Origin of the sequence: Arsenicicoccus bolidensis DSM 15745 (assembly GCF_000426385.1) — a bacterium.
Classification (GTDB): Bacteria; Actinomycetota; Actinomycetes; order Actinomycetales; family Dermatophilaceae; genus Arsenicicoccus; species Arsenicicoccus bolidensis.
The window spans coordinates 1-22468 of record NZ_AUFG01000034.1; the positions used below are offsets into that span (position 1 = coordinate 1).

The window sequence follows — 22468 nt, forward strand, 5'->3', positions numbered from 1 at the left end:
CATGGAGAGCGGAAACGGACTGTACAAGACCGAGTGCATCCGCACGAACATCTTTCAAAATGGCCCCTACAGGACCATCGCCGATGTGGAGTTCGCCACCGCAGCCTGGGTCGAGTGGTACATCAACCGCCGCCTGCACTCAGCCATCGGTAACATCACACCCGTGCAGGCCGAACACGCCCACTACGCTGACCTGGCCCTCCAGGCTCAGCCACTATAGGAGCGGCGGAGAACCGGGGCCGATTCAGTCTCGCAGGTGGTGGCGGGGGTGTGGCAGTCGGGGGCGCGGCAGGTGTGGTCGCGGGCGTGCAGGTCGGCGCGCATGGTGGCGGTGGGGTGGTAGGTGCTGGTGGCGCGGTCGAGCAGGTGTCCGGTGGTGGGGTCGGTGAGCAGGCGCGTCCAGACGCTGTTGTCGCGCATGGCGATGTGGGCGGCGATGGGGGCGGGGACGGGGCCGAGGCCGGTGAGCTCGCCGGGTTCGTGGCTGGTGCCGAGCAGGGTGGTGATGGGCAGGGTGAGGTGGCAGGTCGCGGCTGGTGGGGTGCCGATGAGCAGGTCTTGGTCGCTGTCGGCGCTGCTGGTGGTCCAGCCGTGGGTGATCAGGTGCAGGGCGATGTCGGTGCGCAGCTGGTCGAGGGTGCGGGGGTCGCCGGCGTGGCGGCGGGCGAGCCGGTCGGTGCAGGCCTTGGCGTGGTCGGGGTGGGCGGTGTCGGCGCGGGTGACGGCGCGGCGCAGGCGGCTGGTGAAGGTGCGGTGCCCCACGGGCGCGGGGTGCCCGTCGCGGGTGTGTCCGCGTAGCGGGGCCAGGACTGTCGCGATGACGGTGGCGGCGGCGTCGTCGGGCAGGTGGTGGGTGTCGTCGCGGGTGTGGGTGGCGCGGGTCAAGGTGGTGGTCCCGGCGCGCATCGCGGCGAGCAGGGGTGCGCGGACGGGGGTGGGGGCGGTGGTCAGGCGGGCGCGGGCGTGGACGTGGCCGGTGGGTAGCCCGGTGGCGGTGGTGATCTCGTCGCTGGTCAGGGTGCGGGCGGTGCCGCGGGCGGCGGTCAGGCGGGGGGTGCGTCCGTCGGCGCGGTCGGCGGCGAGCTCATGGGTGGCGATGACGGTGATGGTGGTGGCGTGGGCGTCCAGGGCGATGGTGTGCAGGTAGTTGGTCAGGTGCTCGACCGCGACGATCGTCGCGACCGCGTCCCGCCCGCGGGACAGGGGGATGGCGGGGGTCGATCCGGTGATCTGGTCGGGGTGCAGGACCGGGCGTGTGGCCTCGGCCAGCGCCCGGGTCAGGGCGTCGAGCACGGGCCCGGGCAGCACCGCCAGCCCCTCGACCAACCCGACCGGCAACCCGTCAGGGCCGGTGTCGTGGCCGACAGCATCGGCCGCTGTGCTCGTCGCCGGCGCTGACACGGTTGTCGTCATCGTCGACCCCTCCCGTCGCGGACCCCGATCGTCCGCAGCACCCCCGCGAGACCCTCTCGCCATACCCCATGATATCGACCAAACCCGCTGGTCAGCAAGGGTATCCACCCGAAAATCGAAAGAATGACCGAGCGTCCCGAACGGCTACGTTCCGGGGTCGGAGAGGCTGTCCAGAGGTGACCAGCGGGCGGGAGGACGTCAGTCCGCGAAGGGGGACGGGTCAGCCGGGCGCTCGGGCGCCGCGAGGGCGAGGAGGTCCTGGTAGCGGCCGCCCACGGTGATGCGGGCCAGGTCGCCCAGACGCCACGTGGACAGGGCCTCCCACGTCGGCGAGGGGGTGAGCTCCTGCAGCATCAAGGTGCCCTGCGCCACGAGGACCGGGGCTCCGACGAACAGCTGGTCGTCGGAGTCCCGCAGCTCGAGCCCGAGGAGCGGGTAGCGCTCGGCGAGGCCTGCGACGAGCGCCTCGGTGGTGTCGAGGTCGAGGCCGTCCAGGCCGCTGGGAGGCCAGGCGCCCTCGTGCTCGAAGGCGAACCGGTGGATGGCGGGGTACTGGTGGTGGCGGATCCGCTCCAGGTCGGCGATCCGGGCGGCGACGTAGCCGTCGGGCCACGGCGCCGAGGTCTGGACGAGGCACCACCGCCGGCCCACGCCCACGCAGTATCCCGTCACGGCCTCGTCCGGCATGTCGAGCTCGAGGCAGGTGTGCTCGGCCATGGCCGACTCGAGCTTGGCGCGGATCCGGGCGAGGCGTTCGGCGCGGTGCTTGCTCATGGCGTCAGCATGCCAGCCGCATCACGCCTGCTCGAGGAGGAAGACCGGGATCTGGCGGTCCGTCTTGGTCTGGTAGTCGGCGTAGGGCGGGAAGGCCTCGACGCAGCGGGGCCACCACTCGGCGTGCTCGGCGTCGGTGGCGAGCCGGGCGACCCGTCGGGTGACGGTGCTGCCGTCCTGCAGGAGCAGGTGCGGGTGGGCGGTCAGGTTGTGGACCCACTGGGGGTGCTCCGGAGAGCCGCCCTTGCTGCCGACCGCGGCGTAGACGCCGTCGTGCTCGACCCGCATGAGGGGCACCTCGCGGACCTTGCCGGAGGACTTGCCGAGCATCGTGAGGACGACCACCCGCCTGCCCTCGACGCTCGCGGCGTCGGTGGTGCCGGCGGCATGGATGTCCTCGAGCTGCTGGCGGACCCAGCCAGAGGCGTTGGGGGCGGGAGGGGCGTCGAGCGCGGCCCAGGGGTCGACGCCCGAGGCGTCGTGGCCCGAGGCGTCGTTGCCGGCGGGGGTGGCGGGCATGGGGTCTGGTGTCGTCGTCATACGGTCGAGTCTAGGATCGAGGGGTGACAGACCTCCAGGGCCCGCGCAGCATCGAGGACGCCGGCCAGCTCGCCGGTGTGGACGACGGGTTCGAGCGTCTGTGGACGCCGCACCGCATGGCCTACATCCAGGCGGATCGACCGAGCACCGATGCGGGGCAAGGGTGCCCGTTCTGCGCGGCGCCCGACAAGGACGACGCGGAGGGCCTCATCGTGCACCGCGGCGAGCTCTGCTTCGTGGTCATGAACCTCTTCCCGTACAACCCCGGACACCTGCTCGTGTGCCCCTACCGCCACGTGCCGCTCTATCTCGACCTCACCGACGAGGAGACCGAGGAGTTCACCCGGCTGACCAAGCAGGCGATCCGCGCGCTGGAGGCCGCCAGCAGTCCCATGGGCTTCAACCTCGGGATGAACCAGGGCGCCGTCGCCGGGGCGGGCGTCGCCGCTCACCTGCACCAGCACGTGGTGCCGCGGTGGGGCGGCGACATGAACTTCCTGCCGATCGTCGGCCAGACCAAGGCCCTGCCCGTCCTGCTCGAGGACACCCGGCAGCAGATCGTGGCGGCCTGGCCGGGGGAGTGAGCCGTATGCCGGACCTGCCCGTCACGTCTGCGGAACCGCTTCCCGTGCTGGCCTACGACGACACGACCGCGCTGGGCCGGGTGCAGGCCAGGGCGCTGTGGCACGTCGTGTCGCGCGACCGGTTCGAGCTGCGGCCCTGGCGTCGGCTGCCCCTGGAGCGGTGGGGGCTGACACCGGACGACTGCCGGGGGGCGCTGGTCTGGATCGGCCGGGACGGCGCGGTCAGCCGGGGGCGCGAGGTGTGGCCGGAGCTGCTGCGCCACGGCCACCGGTTCCTGCGGCCGACCGTCCGTCCGGTGGAGAGGCTCGTCAGAGGGCGCGCACGCCACTGACGATCAGCAGCACGCCGAAGGCCAGGAACAGCACGGCGGCGCCGATCTTGATGGTGCGCTCGGGCAGCTTGCGGCCGAGGAGGGCGCCGACGCCGATGGCCAGGGCGTCCGCCGCGACCATCCCGAGCGTCGAGCCGACCCACGTGCCGAACCACCCCTCCTGGGTGGCGAGGGTGATGGTCGCGAGCATGGTCTTGTCGCCCAGCTCGGCGAGGAAGAACGCCGTGCCGACGGCCAGCAGCGCCATGCCCCGGCTGTTGCGGGCCTTGGCGGCCTCGTCGTCGGTGAGCTCGTCGCCGCGGAGCGTCCACGCGGCGAACGCCAGGAAGGCGACGCCCGCCACGACCTGGATGACGCCCTGGGCGTCGGCGAAGACGTCACCGATGGCGTAGCCGATGCCGACGGAGGCGAGGTGGACGAGCGCGGTGGCGGCGGTGATCCCGAGGAGGACGTCGCGGGCGCGGTAACGGGCGGCGAAGGTCATGGCCATGAGCTGGCTCTTGTCGCCGAGCTCGGCGACGAAGATCACCGCGGTGCTCAGGAGGAAGGCGTACACGAGGGGGTCCTCTCAGGCCTGCCGGACCCGCGTCGTGGACGGACCTCGGCCAGGCACGTCCGTCGACGGGGTGCTGGTCGAAAGTCTCGTCCGCCACACGGTCGTGGCCTGCCGAGCCGGGCCCGAGGGCCAATGTGTCGACTCGACTGTTGGGGACTACTCCCTTTCAGCGTCCAGGGTAGCCCGCCCCGGCCGGCTCGCCCAACACGAGAGGGCGCCACGATCGGCGTGTCCTGGCCGATCGTGGCGCCCTCTGGGCGGGTCTGGGAGAACGTCAGGCGTTGATCTGGTCGCTGTCGAGGTGGCGGACCCGGTTGACCCAGAGCACGCGCCACTCGCCGTCCTCGTGCCGCAGCGCGGTCACCGAGGAGTTGGACAGCTCGAACCTGCGGCCGGCCTCGCCGATGCCGGCCGCGGCACCGATCAGGAGCTGCCCGAAGTGCTGGTGGGTGAGGATGCCGATCGTGGCGCGGTCCCCGTGGTGGGACGCCAGGTCGGCGAGCACGGTGGCCGCCCGGCGCTGCGCCTCGGCGTGCTCCTCCTCGAAGCCGCCGTCCCACTCCGAGCCCTGCTCGACGTCGTCCGGCAGCGTGAGGGACGGGGCGATGTCGTGCATCTCCTGCGTGCTGAGGCCGGGGTAGGGGCGACGCACGTTGGTGGCCGGGTGCGCGGCGTACAGGCCACCCACCTCGCCCAGGTCGGTGCGGCCGATCGGCTCGAGCCCGAGGGCGTCCGCGAGCGGCGCGACGGTCTGCAGGCACCGGTGCGTGAGGGCGGTGTAGAGGACCTCCACGTCGAGGTGGCTGCGGTCCTGGGACACCGCCTCGGCGAGGCGCCTGGCCTGCTCGTGGCCGAGCTCGGACAGCTCGGAGTCGGGGGTGCGACCTGCGCGGCTGCCGGTCTCGGCATACAGCTTGTTGTTCTCTGACTGACCGTGGCGGATGACGAAGAGGTCCATGTCGCAGAGTCTGTCATCCGCCACGGTCGGCGCCCAGCCCGGGGTCGGGCGACGCGCCCGCTGCGGCGTTCAGGCGGTGACGACCTTGGCCGCCAGCTGCTGCGGGAGCGGGTCGTAGCGCAGCCGGTCGCGGCGGAAGGTGCCCGTCCCGTGCGCGACGGACCGCAGGTCGATGGCGTAGCGCGTCAGCTCGAGGGCCGGCACCTCGGCGTGCACGACGGTGCGTCCCTCGTCGCCGGGCTCGGTGCCGACGACCCGGCCACGCCGCGTGGACAGGTCGCTCATGACGGGCCCGACGTAGTCGTCCGCCACGTCCACGTCGACGGAGTCCACCGGCTCGAGCAGCGTGACCGTGGCCGAGCTCGTGGCCTCCTTGAGCGCCAGCGCCCCGGCGGTCTGGAAGGCCATGTCCGAGGAGTCCACGGAGTGCGCCTTGCCGTCGGTGAGGGTGACCCGGATGTCGACCATGGGATAGCCCGCCAGGGTGCCCTTGGCCATCTGGGCCCGGACGCCCTTCTCGACCGAGGGGATGAACTGTCGGGGCACCGCCCCGCCGACCACCTTGTCGACGAACTCGAAGCCCGCGCCGCGCTCGAGCGGCTCGATCTCGACGTGGCAGACGGCGAACTGGCCGTGCCCGCCGGACTGCTTGACGTGCCGGCCCTGGGCCCGGGCCGGGGCGACGAAGGTCTCGCGCAGCGCCACCCGCAGCGGCTCCGCCTCGACGCTGACCTGGTAGCGCTCCTGGAGCCGGCCGAGCAGCACGTCCACGTGCGCCTGCCCCATCGTCCACAGCACCGTCTGGTGGGTCTCGGCGTCGTGGTCCAGACGCATCGTCACGTCCTCGGCGACGACGCGCTGCAGGGCGCTGGCGAGCTTGTCCTCGTCGGCCTTGGAGACCGGGTGGATCGCCACCGGCAGCAGCGGGTCGGGCAGCAGCCACGGCTCGACGACGCACGGGGAGTCCTTGGCCGAGAGCGTGTCCCCGGTCTCGGCGTGGGCCAGCCTGGCCACGATCGCGAGGTCGCCGGCGACGGCGAAACCCGGCGACTTGGGCGCGTGCTCGGTGCCGCCGAGCGGGGTCGCCAGCTGGCCGACGCGCTCGTCGGAGTCGTGGTCCGGGTGGCCCTCGACCTCCTTGCCGACGAAGGCCGACAGGTGGCCCGCCACGTGCACCACGTCCTCGGCGCGCAGGGTGCCGTTGAACACGCGGACGAGCGACACGCGTCCGACATAGGGGTCCGTCGAGGTCTTGACGACCTCGGCCACCAGCGGCCCGTCCGGGTCCCCGACGAGGGGCTCGATCGGCTCGCCGTCCAGCGAGGTCACCATCGGCAGCGGGTGCCGCGTGGGGTCCGGGAAGGCGTCGGTGAAGATCTCCAGCAGCTCCGGCACCCCCGCGCCCGTCAGCGCGCTGATCGGGATGGCGGGGAAGAACGTGCCCGCGGCCACCGCGGTCATCAGGTCCGCCCGGATCGTGTCGAAGGAGACGTCCTCGCCCTCGAGGTAGCGGTCCAGCAGGGTGTCGTCGTCGGACTCGGTGATGATGGCCTCGACCAGGTCGCCGCGGACCTCGTCGATGACCTCACGCTGCTCGGGCGTCGCGTCGCTGATGCGGACGTCGCCGCCGGAGGAGTCGTAGTGGCGGCGGCTGAGCAGGGCCAGCGTCCCGGTGATCGTGCCGTCGTCGTCCTGGACGGGCAGGTAGAGCGGCTGCGCGTCGCCGAAGACCCGCCGGCACGAGTCCACGGTGTCCTCGAAGGACCCGCGCCCTGCCTCGAGCTTGGTCACGACGATGGCGCGCGGCATACCGACCGCCTCGCACTCGTGCCACAGCATCCCGGTGGCCGCGTCGACCCCGTCCACCGCGGAGACGACGAACAGCGCCGCGTCCGCCGCGCGCAGCCCGGCCCGCAGGTCACCCACGAAGTCGGGGTAGCCCGGCGTGTCGAGCAGGTTGATGGTCGTCCCGCCGACGTCGAAGGAGGCCGCGTCCAGCCCGACCGAGCGGGTGTCCTCGCCCTTGGTGGACTCCTTGGCGCGCCGCCCCGGCACGCGGGCCGCTATCAGGTGGTCGAACAAGGTGCTCTTTCCCGATCCGGACGGCCCCACGAGGACGACATTCCTGATGTCCTCGGGGCGGACGGGGGCGGGGGAGCCGGCGGCTCCTTGACCCTGGCTGTTGTTAGCGGCCATGTCATCTCACCTGACTTCGTCGTTGGCGGATCGTCCACCCTGCCGTGCAGGGTGGGTGAGTCCATACTCAACTCCCGGCGAGCGGTGCCGACAAGCGGGGTCCCCCTATGGCTAGGGTGGGGGCACCATGCTGAACCGATTTCGTGCTCTGGCCACCCGGATCTTCACGCCCGTCGCCAAGGTCCTGCTGCGCCTCGGCGTCTCGCCCGACGCCGTGACCATCGTCGGCACCCTCGGGGTGGCGGCCAGCGCGCTGTGGTTCTTCCCCCGCGGCGAGTTCCTCGTGGGCACGCTCCTGATCGCGGTGTTCGTCTTCTCCGACACGATCGACGGCGTCATGGCGAGGCACAGCGGCCGCACCTCCAGCTTCGGCGCCTTCCTCGACTCGAGCCTGGACCGGATCGGCGACGCCTCGATCTTCGGCGGGCTCGTCCTCTACTACGCGTGGCGGGGCGATCGCGTGCTCACCTGCGTCGCGCTCGCGGTGCTGGTGCTCGGGATGCTCGTGTCCTACGTCCGCGCCCGGGCCGAGGGGCTCGGCATGACGGCGAGCGTCGGGGTGGCCGAGCGCGCCGACCGGCTCGTGCTGATCCTGGTGGCCACCTTCGTGACCGGCATCGGCCTGTGGGAGCCCATGGTGGCGCTGGCCCTGTGGGTCCTCGCCGTGCTGTCGGCGATCACCGTGCTCCAGCGGATCCTGGTCGTGCGCACGCAGGCCCTCTCCCGAGGCTGAGGCCGTATGCCGAACCGCCTCGCCGACCGGGCCACCGTCTGGGCGTTCCGCGCCGGCTGGCGCGTCGTCCGCCTGCTGCCCGCGCGCGTCGCCTACGCCGCCTTCGACCGCGCGGCCGACGTCACCCACCGCCGCGACGGGCGCTCGGTGCAGCGGCTGCGCTCCAACTACGCACGGGTGCGGCCCGAGCTGTCGCCCGCCGAGCTCGAGGCGGTCGTGCGCGAGGGGATGCGGTCCTACCTACGCTACTGGTGCGACGCGTTCCGGCTGCCCGACCTCACCCAGCAGGTGCTGCACGAGACCGTGCGCGTCGTCGGCGACCAGGGCGTGCGCGACTCGCTGCGCGAGGGCCGCGGGGCCGTGATGTTCCTCGGGCACCTCGGCAACTGGGACCTCGCCGGCGCCTGGTCCACGCACGAGCTGGCGCCGGTCACGACCGTGGCCGAGCGGCTGCGGCCCGAGGAGGTCTACGAGGCCTTCGTCGCCTTCCGCGAGCGGCTCGGCATGCGGATCCTGCCCCTGACCGGCGGTCCGCCGGCGATGCCGGAGCTGGTCCGCGCCCTGCGGGCTGGCGGCTTCGTGCCGCTCCTCGCCGACCGCGACCTGACCGACCAGGGCGTCACCGTGACCTTCTGCGGCCGCGAGGCCCGGATGGCGCCCGGCCCGGCCGCCCTCGCCGTCGCGACCGGGGCGCCGCTGCACCCCGTGTCCGTGCACTACGAGCGGCGGCACGGACCCGGCGGGACCGGTAGCGGCTACGACGTCGTCGTGACCTTCCACGAGCAGGTGCCCGTGCCCGAGACGGGTCGCACGAGGGACAAGGCCGCGGCCATGACCCAGAGCTGTGCGGCGGCGCTCGAGGCGGCGGTCGTCCGGCATACGGCCGACTGGCACATGATGCAGCGGGTCTTTGCCGAGGACGTGCGGTGACCCCGCTGCGCATCGGGATCGTCTGCCCGTACTCCTTCGACGTCGCCGGGGGGGTGCAGTTCCACGTGCGCGACCTCGCCGAGTGGCTGCTGCGCGCGGGCCACGAGGTGTCGGTGCTGGCGCCCGCCGACGAGGACACCGCGCTGCCGCCGTACGTCGTGAGCGCCGGGCGGGCCGTCCCCGTGAAGTACAACGGCTCCGTGGCGCGGCTCAACTTCGGACCGGTCACGGCGTCGCGGGTGGCGCGCTGGCTCGAGGACGGCGGCTTCGACGTCGTGCACATCCACGAGCCGATCACCCCGTCGATCGGCACCCTCGCCCTCTGGCAGGCGGAGTGCCCGATCGTCGCGACCTTCCACTCCTCCCAGGTGCGCTCGCGGGCGATGCAGACGGTCTACCCCGCCTTCCGCCCGTCGCTGGAGAAGATCCTGGGCCGCGTCGCCGTCTCCGAGGACGCCCGCCGCACGGTGACCACGCACTACGGCGGCGACGCGGTCGTCATCCCCAACGGCGTCTACGTCGACCGGTTCGCCGCCGCGCCCGTCCGCCCCGAGTGGCAGGGCACGCCGGAGCGGCCGACCATCGCCTTCCTCGGCCGGCTGCAGGAGCCGCGCAAGGGCCTGCCCCTGCTGCTGGAGTCGCTGCCCGCGATCACCCGCGAGGTGCCCGGGGTCCGGCTGCTGGTCGCCGGCCCGGGCGACCAGGACGGCGTGCGTGCCGCGGTGCCCGACGGGTGCCACGTCGAGCTGCTCGGGGCCGTCTCCGACGAGGACAAGGCGTCGCTGTTCCGCTCGGCCGACGTCTACGTCGCGCCCAACACCGGTGGCGAGAGCTTCGGGATCATCCTGGTGGAGGCCATGGGGGCGGGGGCGCCCGTGCTCGCGTCCGACCTCCCGGCGTTCGTGCGCGTGCTGGACGGGGGTCGTGCCGGCGCGACCTTCGCCAACGAGTCGAGCGCGTCGCTGGCCGAGCGTGCGGTGGCGTTGCTCGCCGACCCCGACCGGCGCGCCGGGCTGTCCCGCGTGGGGCAGGAGCGCGCCTGGCAGTTCGACTGGTCCGTGGTGGCCGAGCAGGTGCTCGCGGTCTACGAGACCGTGCTGCTCGGGGCGCCCGAGAAGCAGCGAGGGGCCGTGTCCCGCCGCCTCGAGAGCATGGGGCGCAGCCTCACCCAGGGGATCGGCGACGCCCTCGGCCGGGGCGCGCGGCGCTGATGCACGTCCCCGACATCCCGCTCACCGTCGTCCTCGTCGGCCTGGTCCTCCTGCTGCTGGCGTGGCGGCTGACCTACACCGCCGCCCGCCTGGACCGGCTGCACGCCCGCGTCGAGGGCGCGCTCGTCGCCGTCGACGCCCAGCTGGTGCGACGCGCCGAGGCCGTGCAGGAGCTGGCGGGGTCGGGTCTGCTGGACCCGGCGACCTCGCTGTTCCTCGCCGCGGCGGCGGCCGAGACGCTGGAGCTCGAGGACGAGCCGGTCGAGGCGCGGATCGAGGCCGAGACCGACCTGACCCAGGCGCTCGACCTCGCCCTGCCGCCCGAGACGGTCGACGCGCTGCGGCGCGACGGCGACCACGGCGGCCGCGTCCTGCTGCAGCGGCTGCGCAGCTCCTGCACCCGCGTCCAGCTCGCCCGGCGCTTCCACAACGACGCCGTCGTCGACGTGCAGCGGGTGCGGCGCAAGCGCCTCGTCCGCACCTTCCGCCTGGCCGGGCACGCCGAGCTGCCGCACACGGTGGAGTTCGACGACCGCCTGCCCTCCGCCCTCGAGTGATCCGGGCGATGCGGGCGCGTCGCGCGGATGGACCTACGATGACGCCGACACCGAAGTCGACACAGCAGTCCTCGAGCTAAGGCAGCGCCAACGCGATGAGCATCACCGAGTCCAGCCCCGCGACCACCCCTTCCGTCCCCAGCGCCGGCACCGGCACCGGCACCACCCGCGTCAAGCGCGGCATGGCCGAGATGCTCAAGGGCGGCGTGATCATGGACGTGGTCACGCCGGAGCAGGCCAAGATCGCCGAGGACGCCGGCGCCGTCGCCGTCATGGCCCTCGAGCGGGTCCCCGCGGACATCCGCGCCCAGGGTGGCGTGTCCCGCATGAGCGACCCCGACATGATCGACGGCATCATCGAGGCCGTCTCCATCCCGGTCATGGCCAAGGCCCGGATCGGCCACTTCGTCGAGGCCCAGGTGCTGCAGGCCCTCGGCGTGGACTACGTCGACGAGTCCGAGGTGCTCACCCCCGCGGACTACAGCAACCACATCGACAAGTGGGCGTTCACCGTGCCGTTCGTCTGCGGCGCGACCAACCTCGGCGAGGCCCTGCGCCGCATCACCGAGGGTGCGGCCATGATCCGCTCCAAGGGCGAGGCCGGCACCGGCGACGTCTCCAACGCCACCACCCACATGCGCAAGATCCGCGGCGAGATCAGCCGCCTGCAGACGATGGCGGCCGACGAGCTCTACGTCGCCGCCAAGGAGCTGCAGGCGCCGTTCGAGCTCGTGCGCGAGGTCGCCCAGAGCGGCAAGCTGCCCGTCGTGCTCTTCACCGCCGGCGGCATCGCCACCCCCGCCGACGCCGCCATGATGATGCAGCTCGGCGCCGAGGGCGTCTTCGTCGGCTCCGGCATCTTCAAGTCCGGCAACCCGGCCCAGCGCGCGGAGGCCATCGTCAAGGCCACCACCTTCTACGACGACCCCGACACCCTCGCCAAGGTCTCGCGCGGACTCGGCGAGGCCATGGTCGGCATCAACGTCGACGAGATCCCGCAGCCGCACCGTCTGGCCGAGCGCGGCTGGTGAGCTGAGCGTCGTCACCCCCGCTCGGCGCACGCGGGCGGGGGTGGCACGTCAGCGCTCGGAGCGTGGAGCCTGCTCACGGCGAGCGCCGCGGCCACGAGCAGCGCGAGCGATCCCAGCCACAGGACGGGCTCGCCCAGGCGTGACAGCACCCACGTGCCGAGCGCCGGGCCCACCGCCATCCCGACCGAGAAGGTCAGGGAGAAGGACGCCAGGTAGCCCGAGCGCTGGTGCGGGGGCGCCAGCGCCGCGAACATCGCGCCGATCACCGCGGCGGCGCCCACCTCGCCCACGCTCCACACGATCACCGCGACCAGGTGGGTCGCGACGGACCCGGCCACGACGGTGAGCCCGAAACCAGCCCCCACGACGACCAGGGCCGTGGCATAGACGAGCTCGGGTCGCCACCGCTCGATCCGACCCGCCGCGAACGGCTGCAGCAGCACGATCACCACCCCGTTGACCGCCACGATCGCGCCGTAGGCCGCCGCCGACAGGCCGTCGCGCCCCATGACGAGCGGCAGCGTCGAGTAGGCCTGCTGGTAGACCGTCGCGTAGGCCGTGGCGGCGAGCACGAGGGTCACGGCGCGCGGGTCGCGGACCATCGAGGCCACCACCCCGCGCGTGGCGGGTCCGTAGGGGCGGCGGGCGCGCGGCATACGAGGCACGAGCACCACCACGAGCAGGGCGGACAGCAGCGTGGCCGCCGCGTCCACGACGAACAGCCAGCCGTAGCCGAACCGGCTGAGGACCCCGGCCGTGAGCGTCGCGACCGAGAAGCCCAGGTTGAGCGCCCAGAAGACGAGGGAGTAGGCGCGGACGCGCTGCTCGGGCGCGACGACGTCCGCGACGAGGGCGTTCTGCGCCGGGCGGGCCAGGTCCGAGCACAGCCCGACGGCCAGGGCGCCCGCCACGACCAGAGGGGTGGTCGGCGCGGCCGCCAGCCCGAGGAGCGCTAGCGCCGCGAGCGACTGGCCGAGGACGATCGCCGACCGCCGCTCCAGCCGGTCGCCCAGCCACCCGCCGACCAGGCTCGACACGATCGCGCCCACGCCGAGGAAGGCCGCGACCAGTCCGGCCTGCGCGAGCGAGAGCCCTTTCTCGTGGACGAGGAAGAGGACCAGGAAGGGCTGGACGAAGGTCGCCAGGCGGTTGACGAGGACGGCGGTCCAGATCGCCCAGTAGGTGCGCGGCAGGCCGAACGGCCCGTCGGTCCGCAGACGGCTGCTGCTGCCCGTCGAGGGGATCGTGTCGCGGGTGGTCATGGGTCGAGCGTGGGCCCGCAGGACCTGGTCGGGCCAGGATTCGGTGGTGGCCACATCGTCGGGGGCTAGCCTGGCCGTATGACGAGCCCCACGGCCACCCGCGCCACCCGGTCGCGCAGCGAGAACCCCACCGGCGTGCGCACGGTCGGGCCGGCCGAGCTCGGGCGGCTGGGCTTCGCGGTGTCGCCGGTGTGGGAGGCGGTGGCGTCGCTGAAGGTGCTCCAGGGCCAGGGCAGCACCCTCCACGACCCCTGGGCGCAGGTCGCCCGTGACCGGGTGCTGGACGCAGGCCTCGACCTCGGCCTGCTCCTGGCGCTGGTGCCCGGTGCCGGGCACCTCGCGGACTTCGTCACGCCGACCCCGCACGGGCGCGAGGGCTCGATGACGGAGGCGCTGACCGACGTCCGCGAGGCCGCGACGGAGGTCGTCGAGCAGGACCTGCGGATCCTGCTCTCCGAGAGCCCCACCCCCTCGTCTCGCGAGGCCCTGGTCGCGGGGCTGCGGGACCCGGCCTCCGTGCGCGGTCGCGCGGCGGACGACCTCGAGGCGTACTTCGAGGTGGCGGTAGCCCCGGTCTGGGAGCGGCTCCGCGGCCTGGGGGAGTCCGACATCGCCTGGCGCCTCGAGCAGATCGCGAGCGGAGGCCTGCACCAGGTGCTCGGGACGCTGCACCCCCGACTGCGCATGGAGGGGGAGCAGCTGGTCGTCGAACGTGCCTGCCAGCCCGGGCCGACCACGTCCGGCGGCGGGCTCGTGCTCGTGCCGTGCGCGTTCGCGTTCCCCGGGCTGCTCTTCCTCGACATGCCGGGGCACTCCCCGACGGCGAGCTACGGACCGCGCGGGGTCGGCACCCTGTGGCGCGAGGCGCCCGACGCGACGGGCACCGCGCTCGCGGAGCTCGTCGGTCGCACGCGCGCCGGCGCGGTGGTGCTCCTCGACCTGCCGATGACGACGTCGCAGCTGGCCTGCCACCTCGACGTCACCGCGCCCACCATGAGCCAGCACCTGCAGGTCATGGCCCGGGCGGGGCTCGTGGCGGCTCGTCGACGGGGCCGCGAGGTGCTCTACGCCCGCACCCAGCTCGGCGACCTGCTCGTGGCGAGCACCCACCCGCGCGGCCCGTCGGTCGGTGCGGACCGGTAGCGCGAGCGGGCGGTTCAGCGGCATACGGCCCGAGCACTATCGTGAGGCGGGTGACAGCCCCCACCCGCATCGGAGTCCTCGCCGTCCAGGGCGACGTGCGCGAGCACGTCCACGCGCTGGAGTGCCTGCGCGTCCAGGCCATCACCGTCCGCCGGCCGCACGAGCTCGACGAGCTGGACGGGATCGTCATACCCGGTGGTGAGTCCACGGTGATGGACAAGCTGGTGCGAGCGTTCGGGCTGCAGGGTCCGCTGCGGGACCGGATCACCGCCGGTATGCCGGCCTACGGGTCCTGCGCGGGCATGATCATGCTCGCCGACCGCGTGACCGACGCGACGGCCGACCAGCAGACCCTGGGCGGGATGGACATCACGGTGCGGCGCAACGCGTTCGGTCGCCAGGTGGACTCGTTCGAGGCCGACCTGTCGGTGCCGGCGATCCGCGACGGGGTGGCCGAGCCGCTGCGCGCGGTGTTCATCCGGGCCCCGTGGGTGGAGGACGTCGGCGCGGACGTCGAGGTGCTGGCCAGGGTGCCGGAGTCCGCCGAGGGGGCGGCGGCGGGCAAGGTCGTGATGGCGCGGCAGGGCTCCCTGCTGGTCACGAGCTTCCACCCCGAGGTCACCGGGGACCTGCGGGTGCACGAGTACTTCGTGGACCTCGTGCGTGGCGCGTAGACTGGGCCAGTTGCCACGCCGGACATCACGAGGAGCTTACGTATGAGCGGCCACTCCAAATGGGCCACCACCAAGCACAAGAAGGCGGCGATCGACGCCAAGCGCGGCAAGCTGTTCGCCAAGCTGATCAAGAACATCGAGGTCGCCTGCAGGCAGGGCGGCGCCGACCCGGCCGGCAACCCCACGCTGTACGACGCGGTCCAGAAGGCCAAGAAGAACTCCGTCCCCAACGACAACATCGACCGTGCGCTGAAGCGCGGCTCCGGTGCTGACTCCGGCGGCGCGGACTGGCAGACGATCATGTACGAGGGCTACGCCCCCAACGGTGTCGCCGTGCTGATCGAGTGCCTCACCGACAACCGCAACCGCGCCGCCACCGAGGTGCGCGTGGCGCTGACCCGCAACGGCGGCAACCTCGCCGACCCGGGCTCGGTCGCCTACAACTTCTCGCGCAAGGGCGTCGTGACGCTCACCAAGCAGCAGAAGGACCGCGAGCTGACCGAGGACGACCTCCTGGAGATCGTCCTCGACGCCGGCGCGGAGGAGGTCAACGACGACGACGAGACCTTCGAGATCATCTCGGAGGCAGGCGACTTCGTGGCCGTGCGCACCGCGATCCAGCAGGCGGGCCTGGACTACGAATCGGCCGAAGCGAGCTTCGTGCCCAACCTCAAGGTCGAGCTGGACGCCGACGGCGCCCGCAAGATGCTCAAGGTCGTCGACGCGCTCGAGGACAGCGACGACGTGCAGAACGTCTGGACGAACGGGGACGTGAGCGACGAGGTCGTGGCCGAGTTGGACTCAGAGGACTGACGAGCGCGAGCGGCTGCTGACCGCGACGCAGGAGCGCGGCAGCCGGGAGTGCGACGGAGGTCCGACCAGAGGGTTCGAGGACTGACGACAGCGCGAGGACACGAGCGACGTAGGAGCGAGGCCCGGAGCGCCGAGGAGGTCCGACCAGAGGGTTCAGAGGACTGACGACGGCGCGAGGACACGAGCGAGCGGGGCTGGGGACGACGAGGGTCGTGCCCGGCTCCGCTCGCGTCTGTCTGGAGCGTTCCCGTCTGGGGTTGTGGTGGCGGTCTCGCCGTGCGGCGTCGGTCTGGCGCTGCAGCGCGAGACGGGGGATGGTGGGCGACACGGGGGATGGTGGGCGACACGGGGGATGGTCGTGGAGCGCGCGGAGGCGCTCTGGCGAACGTGTGTTCGGTCTGACGGTGTGTCCCGCGTAGCCTGACGGTGCGCACGGTGGAGACTGTCGGTGCGCAACGTGGACACTGTCGCGCGACACGTCCGGCGAGAGGGGAACGACATGCGGGTGCTCGGTGTCGACCCCGGTCTCACCCGCTGCGGTGTCGGCGTGGTGGAGGGAGTCTCCGGCCGTCCCCTGCGGCTGGTGGCGGTCGGCGTGATCCGCACCCCGAGCAGCGAGCCGCTGCACCAACGACTGCTGACCATCCAGACCGAGCTGGAGGACTGGCTGCACCACCACGACCCGGACGCGATCGCGGTGGAGCGCATGTTCGCCCGCGGAGACGTGTCCACGATCATGGGGACGGCCCAGGCGAGCGCGATCCCGATGCTCGCGGCCGCCCGCCGCGGGCTGCCGCTGGCCCTGCACACGCCGTCCGAGGTCAAGGCCGCGGTGACGGGCAACGGGCGCGCGGACAAGGCCCAGGTCACGAGCATGGTCATGCGGGTCCTGGGCCTGGACGAGCGGCCCACCCCCGCGGACGCCGCGGACGCCCTGGCCCTCGCCATCTGCCACGTATGGCGGGGCGGGGCGGCGTCACGGCTCGCCGGCGCCGTGACCGACAACCGCACGGCCGAGGCGCTGGACGCCGCGCGGCGTCGGCAGCAGGCCGCCCCCAACCGGTGGCAGCAGGCCGTGGCGGAGCATCGTGCGCAGGGTGGCGGCTCGGCCCACCCCGCGGTGGCGGCGGCCCGTCGCCAGGCGGTGCGGCGCGGGACGTCGTCGTGAGGGCTACCCTCGGGGCGGCACCGACCCTCGCGGCCCTCGGGAGTGCGACGATGCCGACGACGCCTGGGTCTGCGGTGAGCCGGGATGCGGTGCTGCGGCATACGACGAAGACGACTGGACCACAGGAGAACTCATGATCGCGTCCGTCTCCGGCACGGTGCTGACCGCCCACCTCGACCACGTCGTGGTCGAGGTCGGGGGCGTCGGCATGCTGGTGCACACGACTCCCGCCACGGCCGCCGGGCTGCGCGTGGGGCAGCAGGCCCGCCTGTCGACGACCCTCGTGGTGCGGGAGGACTCGCTGACGTTGTACGGCTTCGGCGACGACGACGAGCGGGCGCTCTTCGAGCAGGTGCAGACCGTCAGCGGGGTGGGGCCGCGGCTGGCGCTCGCGATGCTGTCGGTGCACGCCCCCGACGTCACGCGCGCGGCCATCGGATCGGGTGACATCGCGACCCTGACCAAGGTGCCCGGCATCGGCAAGAAGGGCGCCGAGCGCATCGTGCTCGAGCTCCGCGACAAGGTCGGCGTCCTCCCGGGCGCCACGCCGGGCGCGGGTGCCGCGCCGGCCGCGGGCGGGACCCAGCCGCAGGTCGTCGAGGCGCTAGTCGGGCTCGGCTGGAGCGTCAAGCAGGCCGAGGACGCCGTCGGGCGGGTGGCGTCAGCCGGCGACGCGGGCAGCATGGCCTCGACCTCTGCGATGCTGCGCGCCGCCCTGCGCGAGCTGGGGCGCTGACCCGTGCCCGAGGTGTGGGAGCGAGGGGCGGACGACGAGTTCGCCGGTCGGGCCGACGACGGCAGCTATGACGCGACGGCGCGGGTCGTCGACGCCCGTGGGGTCGACGACGAGCAGCGGGTCGAGGCGGCGCTGCGGCCGAAGCGGCTGGTGGACTTCCCCGGGCAGCCCCGCGTGCGCGACCAGCTGTCCCTGGTCCTCGAGGCCGCGCGACGCCGGGACGCGGTGCCGGACCACATCCTGCTGTCGGGTCCGCCCGGGCTCGGCAAGACGACGCTGGCGATGATCGTCGCGGCCGAGCTGGAGCGGCCGATCCGCGTGACCAGCGGACCCGCCATCCAGCACGCCGGTGACCTCGCGGCGATCCTGTCCAGCCTGGCTGAGGGCGAGGTGCTCTTCCTCGACGAGATCCACCGCATGGCCCGCCCGGCGGAGGAGATGCTCTATCTCGCGATGGAGGACTTCCGGGTCGACGTCATCGTGGGCAAGGGGCCGGGCGCGACCGCGATCCCGCTCGAGCTGCCGCCGTTCACCGTCGTCGGGGCCACGACGCGCGCCGGACTGCTGCCGGCGCCGCTGCGCGACCGGTTCGGGTTCACCGGTCACCTCGACTTCTACTCCTCCGACGACCTCGCCGCGATCCTCGTGCGCTCGGCCCGGCTCCTCGGCGTCGAGGCGCTCGACGACGGCATCGCCGAGATCGCGGGACGGTCCCGCGGCACACCCCGCATCGCCAACCGGCTGCTGCGCCGCGTCCGCGACTGGTCGCAGGTGCATGGCCGCGGCGTGGTGGACCTGGAGGCCGCGCACGAGGCACTCGCCCTCTTCGACGTCGACGTGCGGGGGCTGGACCGGCTGGACCGCGGGGTGCTGGAGCTGCTGTGCACCCGCTTCGGCGGCGGCCCCGTGGGCCTGTCGACGCTCGCCGTCGCCGTGGGGGAGGAGCCGGACACGGTCGAGACCGTCGCTGAGCCCTATCTCGTGCGCGAGGGCTTCATGGTCCGCACGCCGCGCGGGCGAGCGGCCACGGCGCTGGCGTGGCAGCACCTCGGCCTCACCGCGCCGATGGACGCCCCCGGAGCCGGGGCTCCGCAGCTCCCCCTCGACGGGGAGGGCCGGTTCTCCTGAGCGCGTGGTGATTGGGTGGGGACAGACCCGACCCGTACACTGCCGAGAGGAATCCTCCTCGTTGCACCACGTGTCAAGGTCTTCACTCTGCGTCATCCCAGGGCCCGACGATCTTGGCAGACCATCCGATCGAGAGAACGTGTCGATGATCTCTGCCACCCCGTTCGTCGCCGCTGCGGCGCAGAACGACCAAGGGGCTCTGTCCTACCTCATCTTCCTGCTCCCCCTGCTCATGCTGGGGTGGCTCTGGTGGACCACGCGCCGACGCCAGCGCGAGGCCGCGTCCCGCGCCGGGTCGCTCCAGCCCGGGCAGCGGATCGTCACCGCCTCCGGCATCATCGGGACCCTCGTGTCCCGGGGTGGCGGCGTCGCGCAGGTCGAGGTGGCCCAGGGCGTGGTCATCACCATCGACGAGCGTGCCCTCATGGGTGAGGCTCCCGCCGCCGGCACCACGACGACCCTCTCCGAGGGCACCGACTGATGGCCCGCAACCCTCGCACCAGGGGAGCGCGCCGGACCCTGGTCTGGTTCGCCACGCTCCTGCTCGGCTTGGCCGCCCTGCTCGCCGGCGTCAACACCTGGGGCACCGCGCAGGCCACGCCCAAGCTCGGCCTCGACCTCGCCGGCGGCACCCAGGTGGTGCTCGCGCCGCAGGTCGAGGGTGGCAGGGCGATCGACGAGTCGACGATGAACCAGGCCGTCGACATCATGCAGAAGCGCGTGGACGGGTCCGGCGTCGCCGAGGCCGAGGTCTCCACGCAGGGTGGGCGCAACATCGTCGTGTCGCTGCCCAAGGGCACGCCGCAGGAGACCGTCGACTCGCTCAAGAAGTCCTCGATGATGCGCTTCCGGCCCGTCCTGGTAGAGGGCCCCGGCACGACCCAGCCCGCCCCGACGCCCACCGCCACGGGGACGGCCACCGGCACGGCCACCGCGCCTGCGACCGGGTCCGCCTCGGCCACGGCGAAGCCCAGCGCTCCCGCGAGCGCTCCGGCCACCTCGACCCCGAGCAGCCCCGCCACCGCGACGCCGAGCGGCGCCCCGGCCGTCGTGCCTCCCGCCGCCGCCCAGGCCGCGCCCGCCGTGACCGTCTCACCGTCGGCCCCGGCCGCCACGCCTGCGGCGCCGGCCGCGACGACGCCTGCTGCCACGCCGACGGCCCCCGCAGCCACCACGCCCGCAGCCACCACGCCTGCTGCTCCCGCGGCGACCCCGGCCCCGACGTCCAGCGGCACCGGCGGCAAGCCGGCCAACGCCAGCGACCCCGCCTGGGTGACCCCCGAGGTGCAGGCGCAGTACGAAGCGCTCAACTGCACCGATCCCAACCTCGACCTCAAGATCTCCGACGATGCCTCCAAGCCCCTGGTCACCTGCTCGGCCGACCGCGCCGCCAAGTACATCCTCGGCCCGGCCGAGCTGCAGGGCCAGGACATCGCGGACGCGACGTCCGGCCTGCAGCCCAACCAGGCCGGCGGCACGGGCACGGAGTACGGCGTCAACCTCACCCTGACCGGTGACGGCGGCAAGAAGTTCGCCGACCTGTCCAAGCGCCTGCTCAACCTCCCGCCGCCGCGCAACCAGTTCGCCTCGGTGCTCGACGGCGAGGTCATCGTCGCCCCCCGCATCACCGTGCCGATCCTCGACGGGCGCTCCAGCATCACCGGGTCGTTCAACGCCACGAGCTCCGAGGCACTGGCCCAGCAGCTGAAGTTCGGTGCCCTGCCGATGTCCTTCCGCGTCGAGACGCAGGACACCGTCAGCCCGACGCTCGGCGCCGACCAGCTCAGCAAGGGTCTGCTCGCGGGCGCCATCGGCTTCGTGCTGGTCATGATCTACGCGCTGATCCAGTACCGCGCTCTCGGCCTGGTGACCGTGGCCTCGCTGCTCGCGGCCGCCGCGCTGACCTACCTGTGCATCACGCTGCTCGGCTGGTCGCAGAACTTCCGGCTGTCCATGGCCGGCGTCACCGGCCTGATCCTGTCGATCGGTATGACGGCCGACTCGTTCATCGTCTACTTCGAACGCGTGCGGGACGAGATCCGTGAGGGTCGCTCGATCCCGGCGGCCGTCGAGGCGGGGTGGCAGCGGGCCAAGGGCACCGTGATCATCTCCGACGCCGTCAACCTGATCGCCGCCGTCGTGCTCTACCTGCTGGCCTCCAGCAACGTCCGCGGCTTCGCCTACACGCTCGGCCTGACCACGATCATCGACGTCATCATCGTCTTCTTCTTCACCCACCCGATGCTGGCGCTGCTGTCCCGCACCACGTTCTTCGGCCAGGGGCACAAGCTCTCGGGCTTCGACCCGGACGCCCTCGGTGCCAAGCCGGCGCGCTACGTCGGTCGCGGCCGGTTCCGCGACCCCGACGCCGAGCTCGAGGCGCTGGAGACCGAGCGCGCCGCCACCAAGCAGCGTGAGGGCAGCTACACCAAGGAAGGCGGGGCCGTGCTGTGAGCAAGGTCGCTGATTTCGGTAACGACCTCTACACCGGTCGCCGCGGGCTCGACTACGTCGGTCGCCGCAAGGTGTGGTTCCTGCTGTCCGGCCTGCTGCTGGCCGTCTGCATCGGCTCCCTGGCCTTCAGCGGCCTCAACCTCGGCCTGGAGTTCCGTGGCGGCTCGGAGTTCCGCGTCTCCGACGTCCGCAACATCTCGGGCTTCGAGAACCGCGCCCAGGACACCGTGCAGGACGCGGCGTCCAAGGCGGGGGAGCAGGCCGGCAACGTCACGGTCACCAAGATCGGCGACAGCTCAATCCGCGTGCAGACCGAGAAGCTCGCCGACGCCCCGACCCAGGCCGTGAGCAACGCCCTGGGCCAGGAGTTCCAGGTGGGCAAGGACAAGGTGTCGAGCACCTTCGTCGGCCCGTCGTGGGGCCAGTCGGTGAGCCAGCAGGCCCTGCGCGCCCTGCTCATCTTCTTCGCGATCGTCGCCGTGGTCCTCGCGTTCTACTTCCGCACGTGGAAGATGGCGGCGGCCGCGCTCATCGCGATGCTGCACGACATGGTCATCACCGTCGGCCTCTACACCCTCCTGGGCTTCGAGATCACCCCGGCGACGACGATCGGCTTCCTCACCGTCCTCGCCTACTCGCTCTACGACACCGTCGTGGTCTTCGACAAGGTCAAGGAGAACGTCCGCGCGGCCGGTCACACGGGTCGCCAGACCTTCAGCCAGGCGGCCAACCTCGCCGTCAACCAGACCCTGGTGCGGTCGATCAACACCTCGATGATGTCGGTCATCCCCGTCACCGTCGTGCTCATCGTCGGTCTGCTGGTCATCGGTCCGGGCGTGCTGCTCGACCTGTCCCTGGTGCTGCTCGTCGGCATCCTGGTCGGCGCCTACTCCTCGGTCTTCATCGCGACCCCGGTGCTGGCCATGCTGCGCGAGCGGGAGCCGGGCATGAAGGAGCAGGCCAAGCGCGCCCACCGCTACCAGGAGGCGCGGGGCGGCGCCAACTTCTCCGGCACCCTGCTGTCCGACCTCGGCAAGCACGACACCCACAGCTCCATGCTGGACTCCGACCTGACGCCGGCGACCAGCCCCGACGACGTCGCCACGGGTGCGGCCGGTGGCGCGACCTCGGCCACCCGGGCCGGCACCGCGACCGCGACCCGCCGCCCGACCCACCCGTCGGCCGACGGGGGTCGCCGGCCCCTGCACCCGAGCGTCACGCAGGACGGTCCCCGCAACCAGCCGCGGCGTGCGCCGCGGTCCAAGCGATAGGCAC

24 protein-coding genes are annotated in these 22468 nt (G+C 72.7%); 17 read left to right on the top strand and 7 right to left on the bottom strand.

Translation table 11 applies throughout. The features are described from left to right. Window positions 1–220, top strand: a 220-nt coding sequence (locus tag K313_RS0115215; RefSeq protein ID WP_029212330.1) for an integrase core domain-containing protein, incomplete at its 5' end; no start/stop codon positions are given. Here K313_RS0115215 and K313_RS22590 read toward each other — a convergent pair. From K313_RS22590 to K313_RS0115230, 3 genes are all read right to left on the bottom strand, one after another. Continuing rightward, on the bottom strand, window positions 208–1413 hold the full coding sequence (locus K313_RS22590; RefSeq protein ID WP_156911418.1) for a hypothetical protein: 1206 nt from the start codon (window positions 1411–1413) through the stop codon (window positions 208–210). The genes K313_RS0115215 and K313_RS22590 overlap by 13 nt on opposite strands. 198 nt (window positions 1414–1611) lie before the next feature. Further along, window positions 1612–2187, bottom strand: coding sequence for a hypothetical protein (locus K313_RS0115225; RefSeq protein ID WP_029212332.1), 576 nt, complete (start codon window positions 2185–2187; stop codon window positions 1612–1614). Between the two features lie 21 nt (window positions 2188–2208). Further along, a complete protein-coding gene (locus K313_RS0115230; RefSeq protein ID WP_240483996.1) occupies window positions 2209–2727 on the bottom strand; it encodes a nitroreductase family deazaflavin-dependent oxidoreductase in 519 nt (172 codons plus the stop codon). Window positions 2728–2750: 23 nt separating this feature from the next. Between K313_RS0115230 and K313_RS0115235 the strand changes: the two genes are divergently transcribed. Together K313_RS0115235 and K313_RS0115240 are read left to right on the top strand one after the other, a co-directional pair. After that, window positions 2751–3311 carry an HIT family protein gene (locus tag K313_RS0115235; RefSeq protein WP_029212334.1) on the top strand — a complete coding sequence of 187 codons (561 nt, stop codon included), beginning with the start codon at window positions 2751–2753 and terminating at the stop codon, window positions 3309–3311. Between the two features lie 5 nt (window positions 3312–3316). Next, on the top strand, window positions 3317–3643 hold the full coding sequence (locus K313_RS0115240) for a hypothetical protein (protein ID WP_029212335.1): 327 nt from the start codon (window positions 3317–3319) through the stop codon (window positions 3641–3643). On the opposite strand, the gene K313_RS0115245 is transcribed toward K313_RS0115240, so the two are convergent. The 3 genes from K313_RS0115245 to K313_RS0115255 all read right to left on the bottom strand — a co-directional run bounded on the left by K313_RS0115245 (window position 3621) and on the right by K313_RS0115255 (window position 7353). Beyond that, a complete protein-coding gene (locus K313_RS0115245; RefSeq protein ID WP_029212336.1) occupies window positions 3621–4199 on the bottom strand; it encodes a TMEM165/GDT1 family protein in 579 nt (192 codons plus the stop codon). The two genes, K313_RS0115240 and K313_RS0115245, sit on opposite strands and share 23 nt — an antisense overlap. Window positions 4200–4473: 274 nt before the next feature. After that, complete coding sequence (locus K313_RS0115250) at window positions 4474–5157, bottom strand: histidine phosphatase family protein (protein WP_019287604.1); 684 nt, start codon at window positions 5155–5157, stop codon at window positions 4474–4476. Between the two features lie 69 nt (window positions 5158–5226). After that, window positions 5227–7353, bottom strand: a complete 2127-nt coding sequence (locus K313_RS0115255) for an elongation factor G-like protein EF-G2 (RefSeq protein WP_029212337.1) — start codon at window positions 7351–7353, stop codon at window positions 5227–5229. 127 nt (window positions 7354–7480) lie between these two features. Between K313_RS0115255 and pgsA the strand changes: the two genes are divergently transcribed. The 5 genes from pgsA (at window position 7481) to pdxS (ending at window position 11815) form a co-directional block, all read left to right on the top strand. Further along, the gene (gene pgsA / locus K313_RS0115260; protein ID WP_029212338.1) at window positions 7481–8086 is read left to right on the top strand and encodes a phosphatidylinositol phosphate synthase; all 606 of its coding nucleotides are present in this window, start codon (window positions 7481–7483) and stop codon (window positions 8084–8086) included. A 6-nt stretch (window positions 8087–8092) separates the two neighbouring features. After that, window positions 8093–9016 carry a phosphatidylinositol mannoside acyltransferase gene (locus K313_RS0115265; protein WP_029212339.1) on the top strand — a complete coding sequence of 308 codons (924 nt, stop codon included), beginning with the start codon at window positions 8093–8095 and terminating at the stop codon, window positions 9014–9016. Between the two features lie 5 nt (window positions 9017–9021). Next, window positions 9022–10227 (top strand): glycosyltransferase family 4 protein, encoded by a 1206-nt coding sequence (locus K313_RS0115270; protein ID WP_029212340.1) that lies wholly within the window; start codon window positions 9022–9024, stop codon window positions 10225–10227. Further along, window positions 10227–10784, top strand: a complete 558-nt coding sequence (locus K313_RS0115275; RefSeq protein ID WP_029212341.1) for a hypothetical protein — start codon at window positions 10227–10229, stop codon at window positions 10782–10784. The genes K313_RS0115270 and K313_RS0115275 overlap by 1 nt, the downstream gene beginning before the upstream one ends. 95 nt (window positions 10785–10879) lie before the next feature. Further along, window positions 10880–11815 carry a pyridoxal 5'-phosphate synthase lyase subunit PdxS gene (gene pdxS / locus K313_RS0115280; RefSeq protein WP_029212342.1) on the top strand — a complete coding sequence of 312 codons (936 nt, stop codon included), beginning with the start codon at window positions 10880–10882 and terminating at the stop codon, window positions 11813–11815. A gap of 11 nt (window positions 11816–11826) precedes the next feature. On the opposite strand, the gene K313_RS0115285 is transcribed toward pdxS, so the two are convergent. Further along, on the bottom strand, window positions 11827–13077 hold the full coding sequence (locus K313_RS0115285; protein WP_029212343.1) for an MFS transporter: 1251 nt from the start codon (window positions 13075–13077) through the stop codon (window positions 11827–11829). A gap of 78 nt (window positions 13078–13155) precedes the next feature. Here K313_RS0115285 and K313_RS0115290 point away from each other — a divergent pair, with 78 nt between their 5' ends. The 9 genes from K313_RS0115290 to secF all read left to right on the top strand — a co-directional run bounded on the left by K313_RS0115290 (window position 13156) and on the right by secF (window position 22464). Continuing rightward, the gene (locus tag K313_RS0115290) at window positions 13156–14220 is read left to right on the top strand and encodes a helix-turn-helix domain-containing protein (RefSeq protein ID WP_029212344.1); all 1065 of its coding nucleotides are present in this window, start codon (window positions 13156–13158) and stop codon (window positions 14218–14220) included. 50 nt (window positions 14221–14270) lie between these two features. Further along, window positions 14271–14894: a pyridoxal 5'-phosphate synthase glutaminase subunit PdxT gene (pdxT, locus tag K313_RS0115295; RefSeq protein ID WP_029212345.1), complete on the top strand. Its 624-nt coding sequence runs from the start codon at window positions 14271–14273 to the stop codon at window positions 14892–14894. Between the two features lie 42 nt (window positions 14895–14936). Beyond that, on the top strand, window positions 14937–15707 hold the full coding sequence (locus K313_RS0115300; protein WP_029212346.1) for a YebC/PmpR family DNA-binding transcriptional regulator: 771 nt from the start codon (window positions 14937–14939) through the stop codon (window positions 15705–15707). A gap of 499 nt (window positions 15708–16206) precedes the next feature. Beyond that, entirely contained in the window at window positions 16207–16875 is a 669-nt protein-coding gene (gene ruvC, locus K313_RS0115305) for a crossover junction endodeoxyribonuclease RuvC (protein WP_029212347.1), read from the top strand. 133 nt (window positions 16876–17008) lie between these two features. After that, the gene (gene ruvA, locus K313_RS0115310) at window positions 17009–17611 is read left to right on the top strand and encodes a Holliday junction branch migration protein RuvA (protein WP_029212348.1); all 603 of its coding nucleotides are present in this window, start codon (window positions 17009–17011) and stop codon (window positions 17609–17611) included. Window positions 17612–17614: 3 nt separating this feature from the next. Beyond that, window positions 17615–18739 carry a Holliday junction branch migration DNA helicase RuvB gene (gene ruvB, locus K313_RS0115315; protein WP_029212349.1) on the top strand — a complete coding sequence of 375 codons (1125 nt, stop codon included), beginning with the start codon at window positions 17615–17617 and terminating at the stop codon, window positions 18737–18739. 145 nt (window positions 18740–18884) lie between these two features. Continuing rightward, window positions 18885–19220 carry a preprotein translocase subunit YajC gene (locus tag K313_RS21375; RefSeq protein WP_050993340.1) on the top strand — a complete coding sequence of 112 codons (336 nt, stop codon included), beginning with the start codon at window positions 18885–18887 and terminating at the stop codon, window positions 19218–19220. Continuing rightward, a complete protein-coding gene (gene secD / locus K313_RS0115325) occupies window positions 19220–21193 on the top strand; it encodes a protein translocase subunit SecD (RefSeq protein ID WP_029212350.1) in 1974 nt (657 codons plus the stop codon). The genes K313_RS21375 and secD overlap by 1 nt, the downstream gene beginning before the upstream one ends. Beyond that, window positions 21190–22464, top strand: coding sequence for a protein translocase subunit SecF (gene secF / locus K313_RS0115330; protein ID WP_029212351.1), 1275 nt, complete (start codon window positions 21190–21192; stop codon window positions 22462–22464). Before secD ends, secF begins: the two co-directional genes overlap by 4 nt. The last annotated feature ends 4 nt before the right edge of the window (window positions 22465–22468 follow it).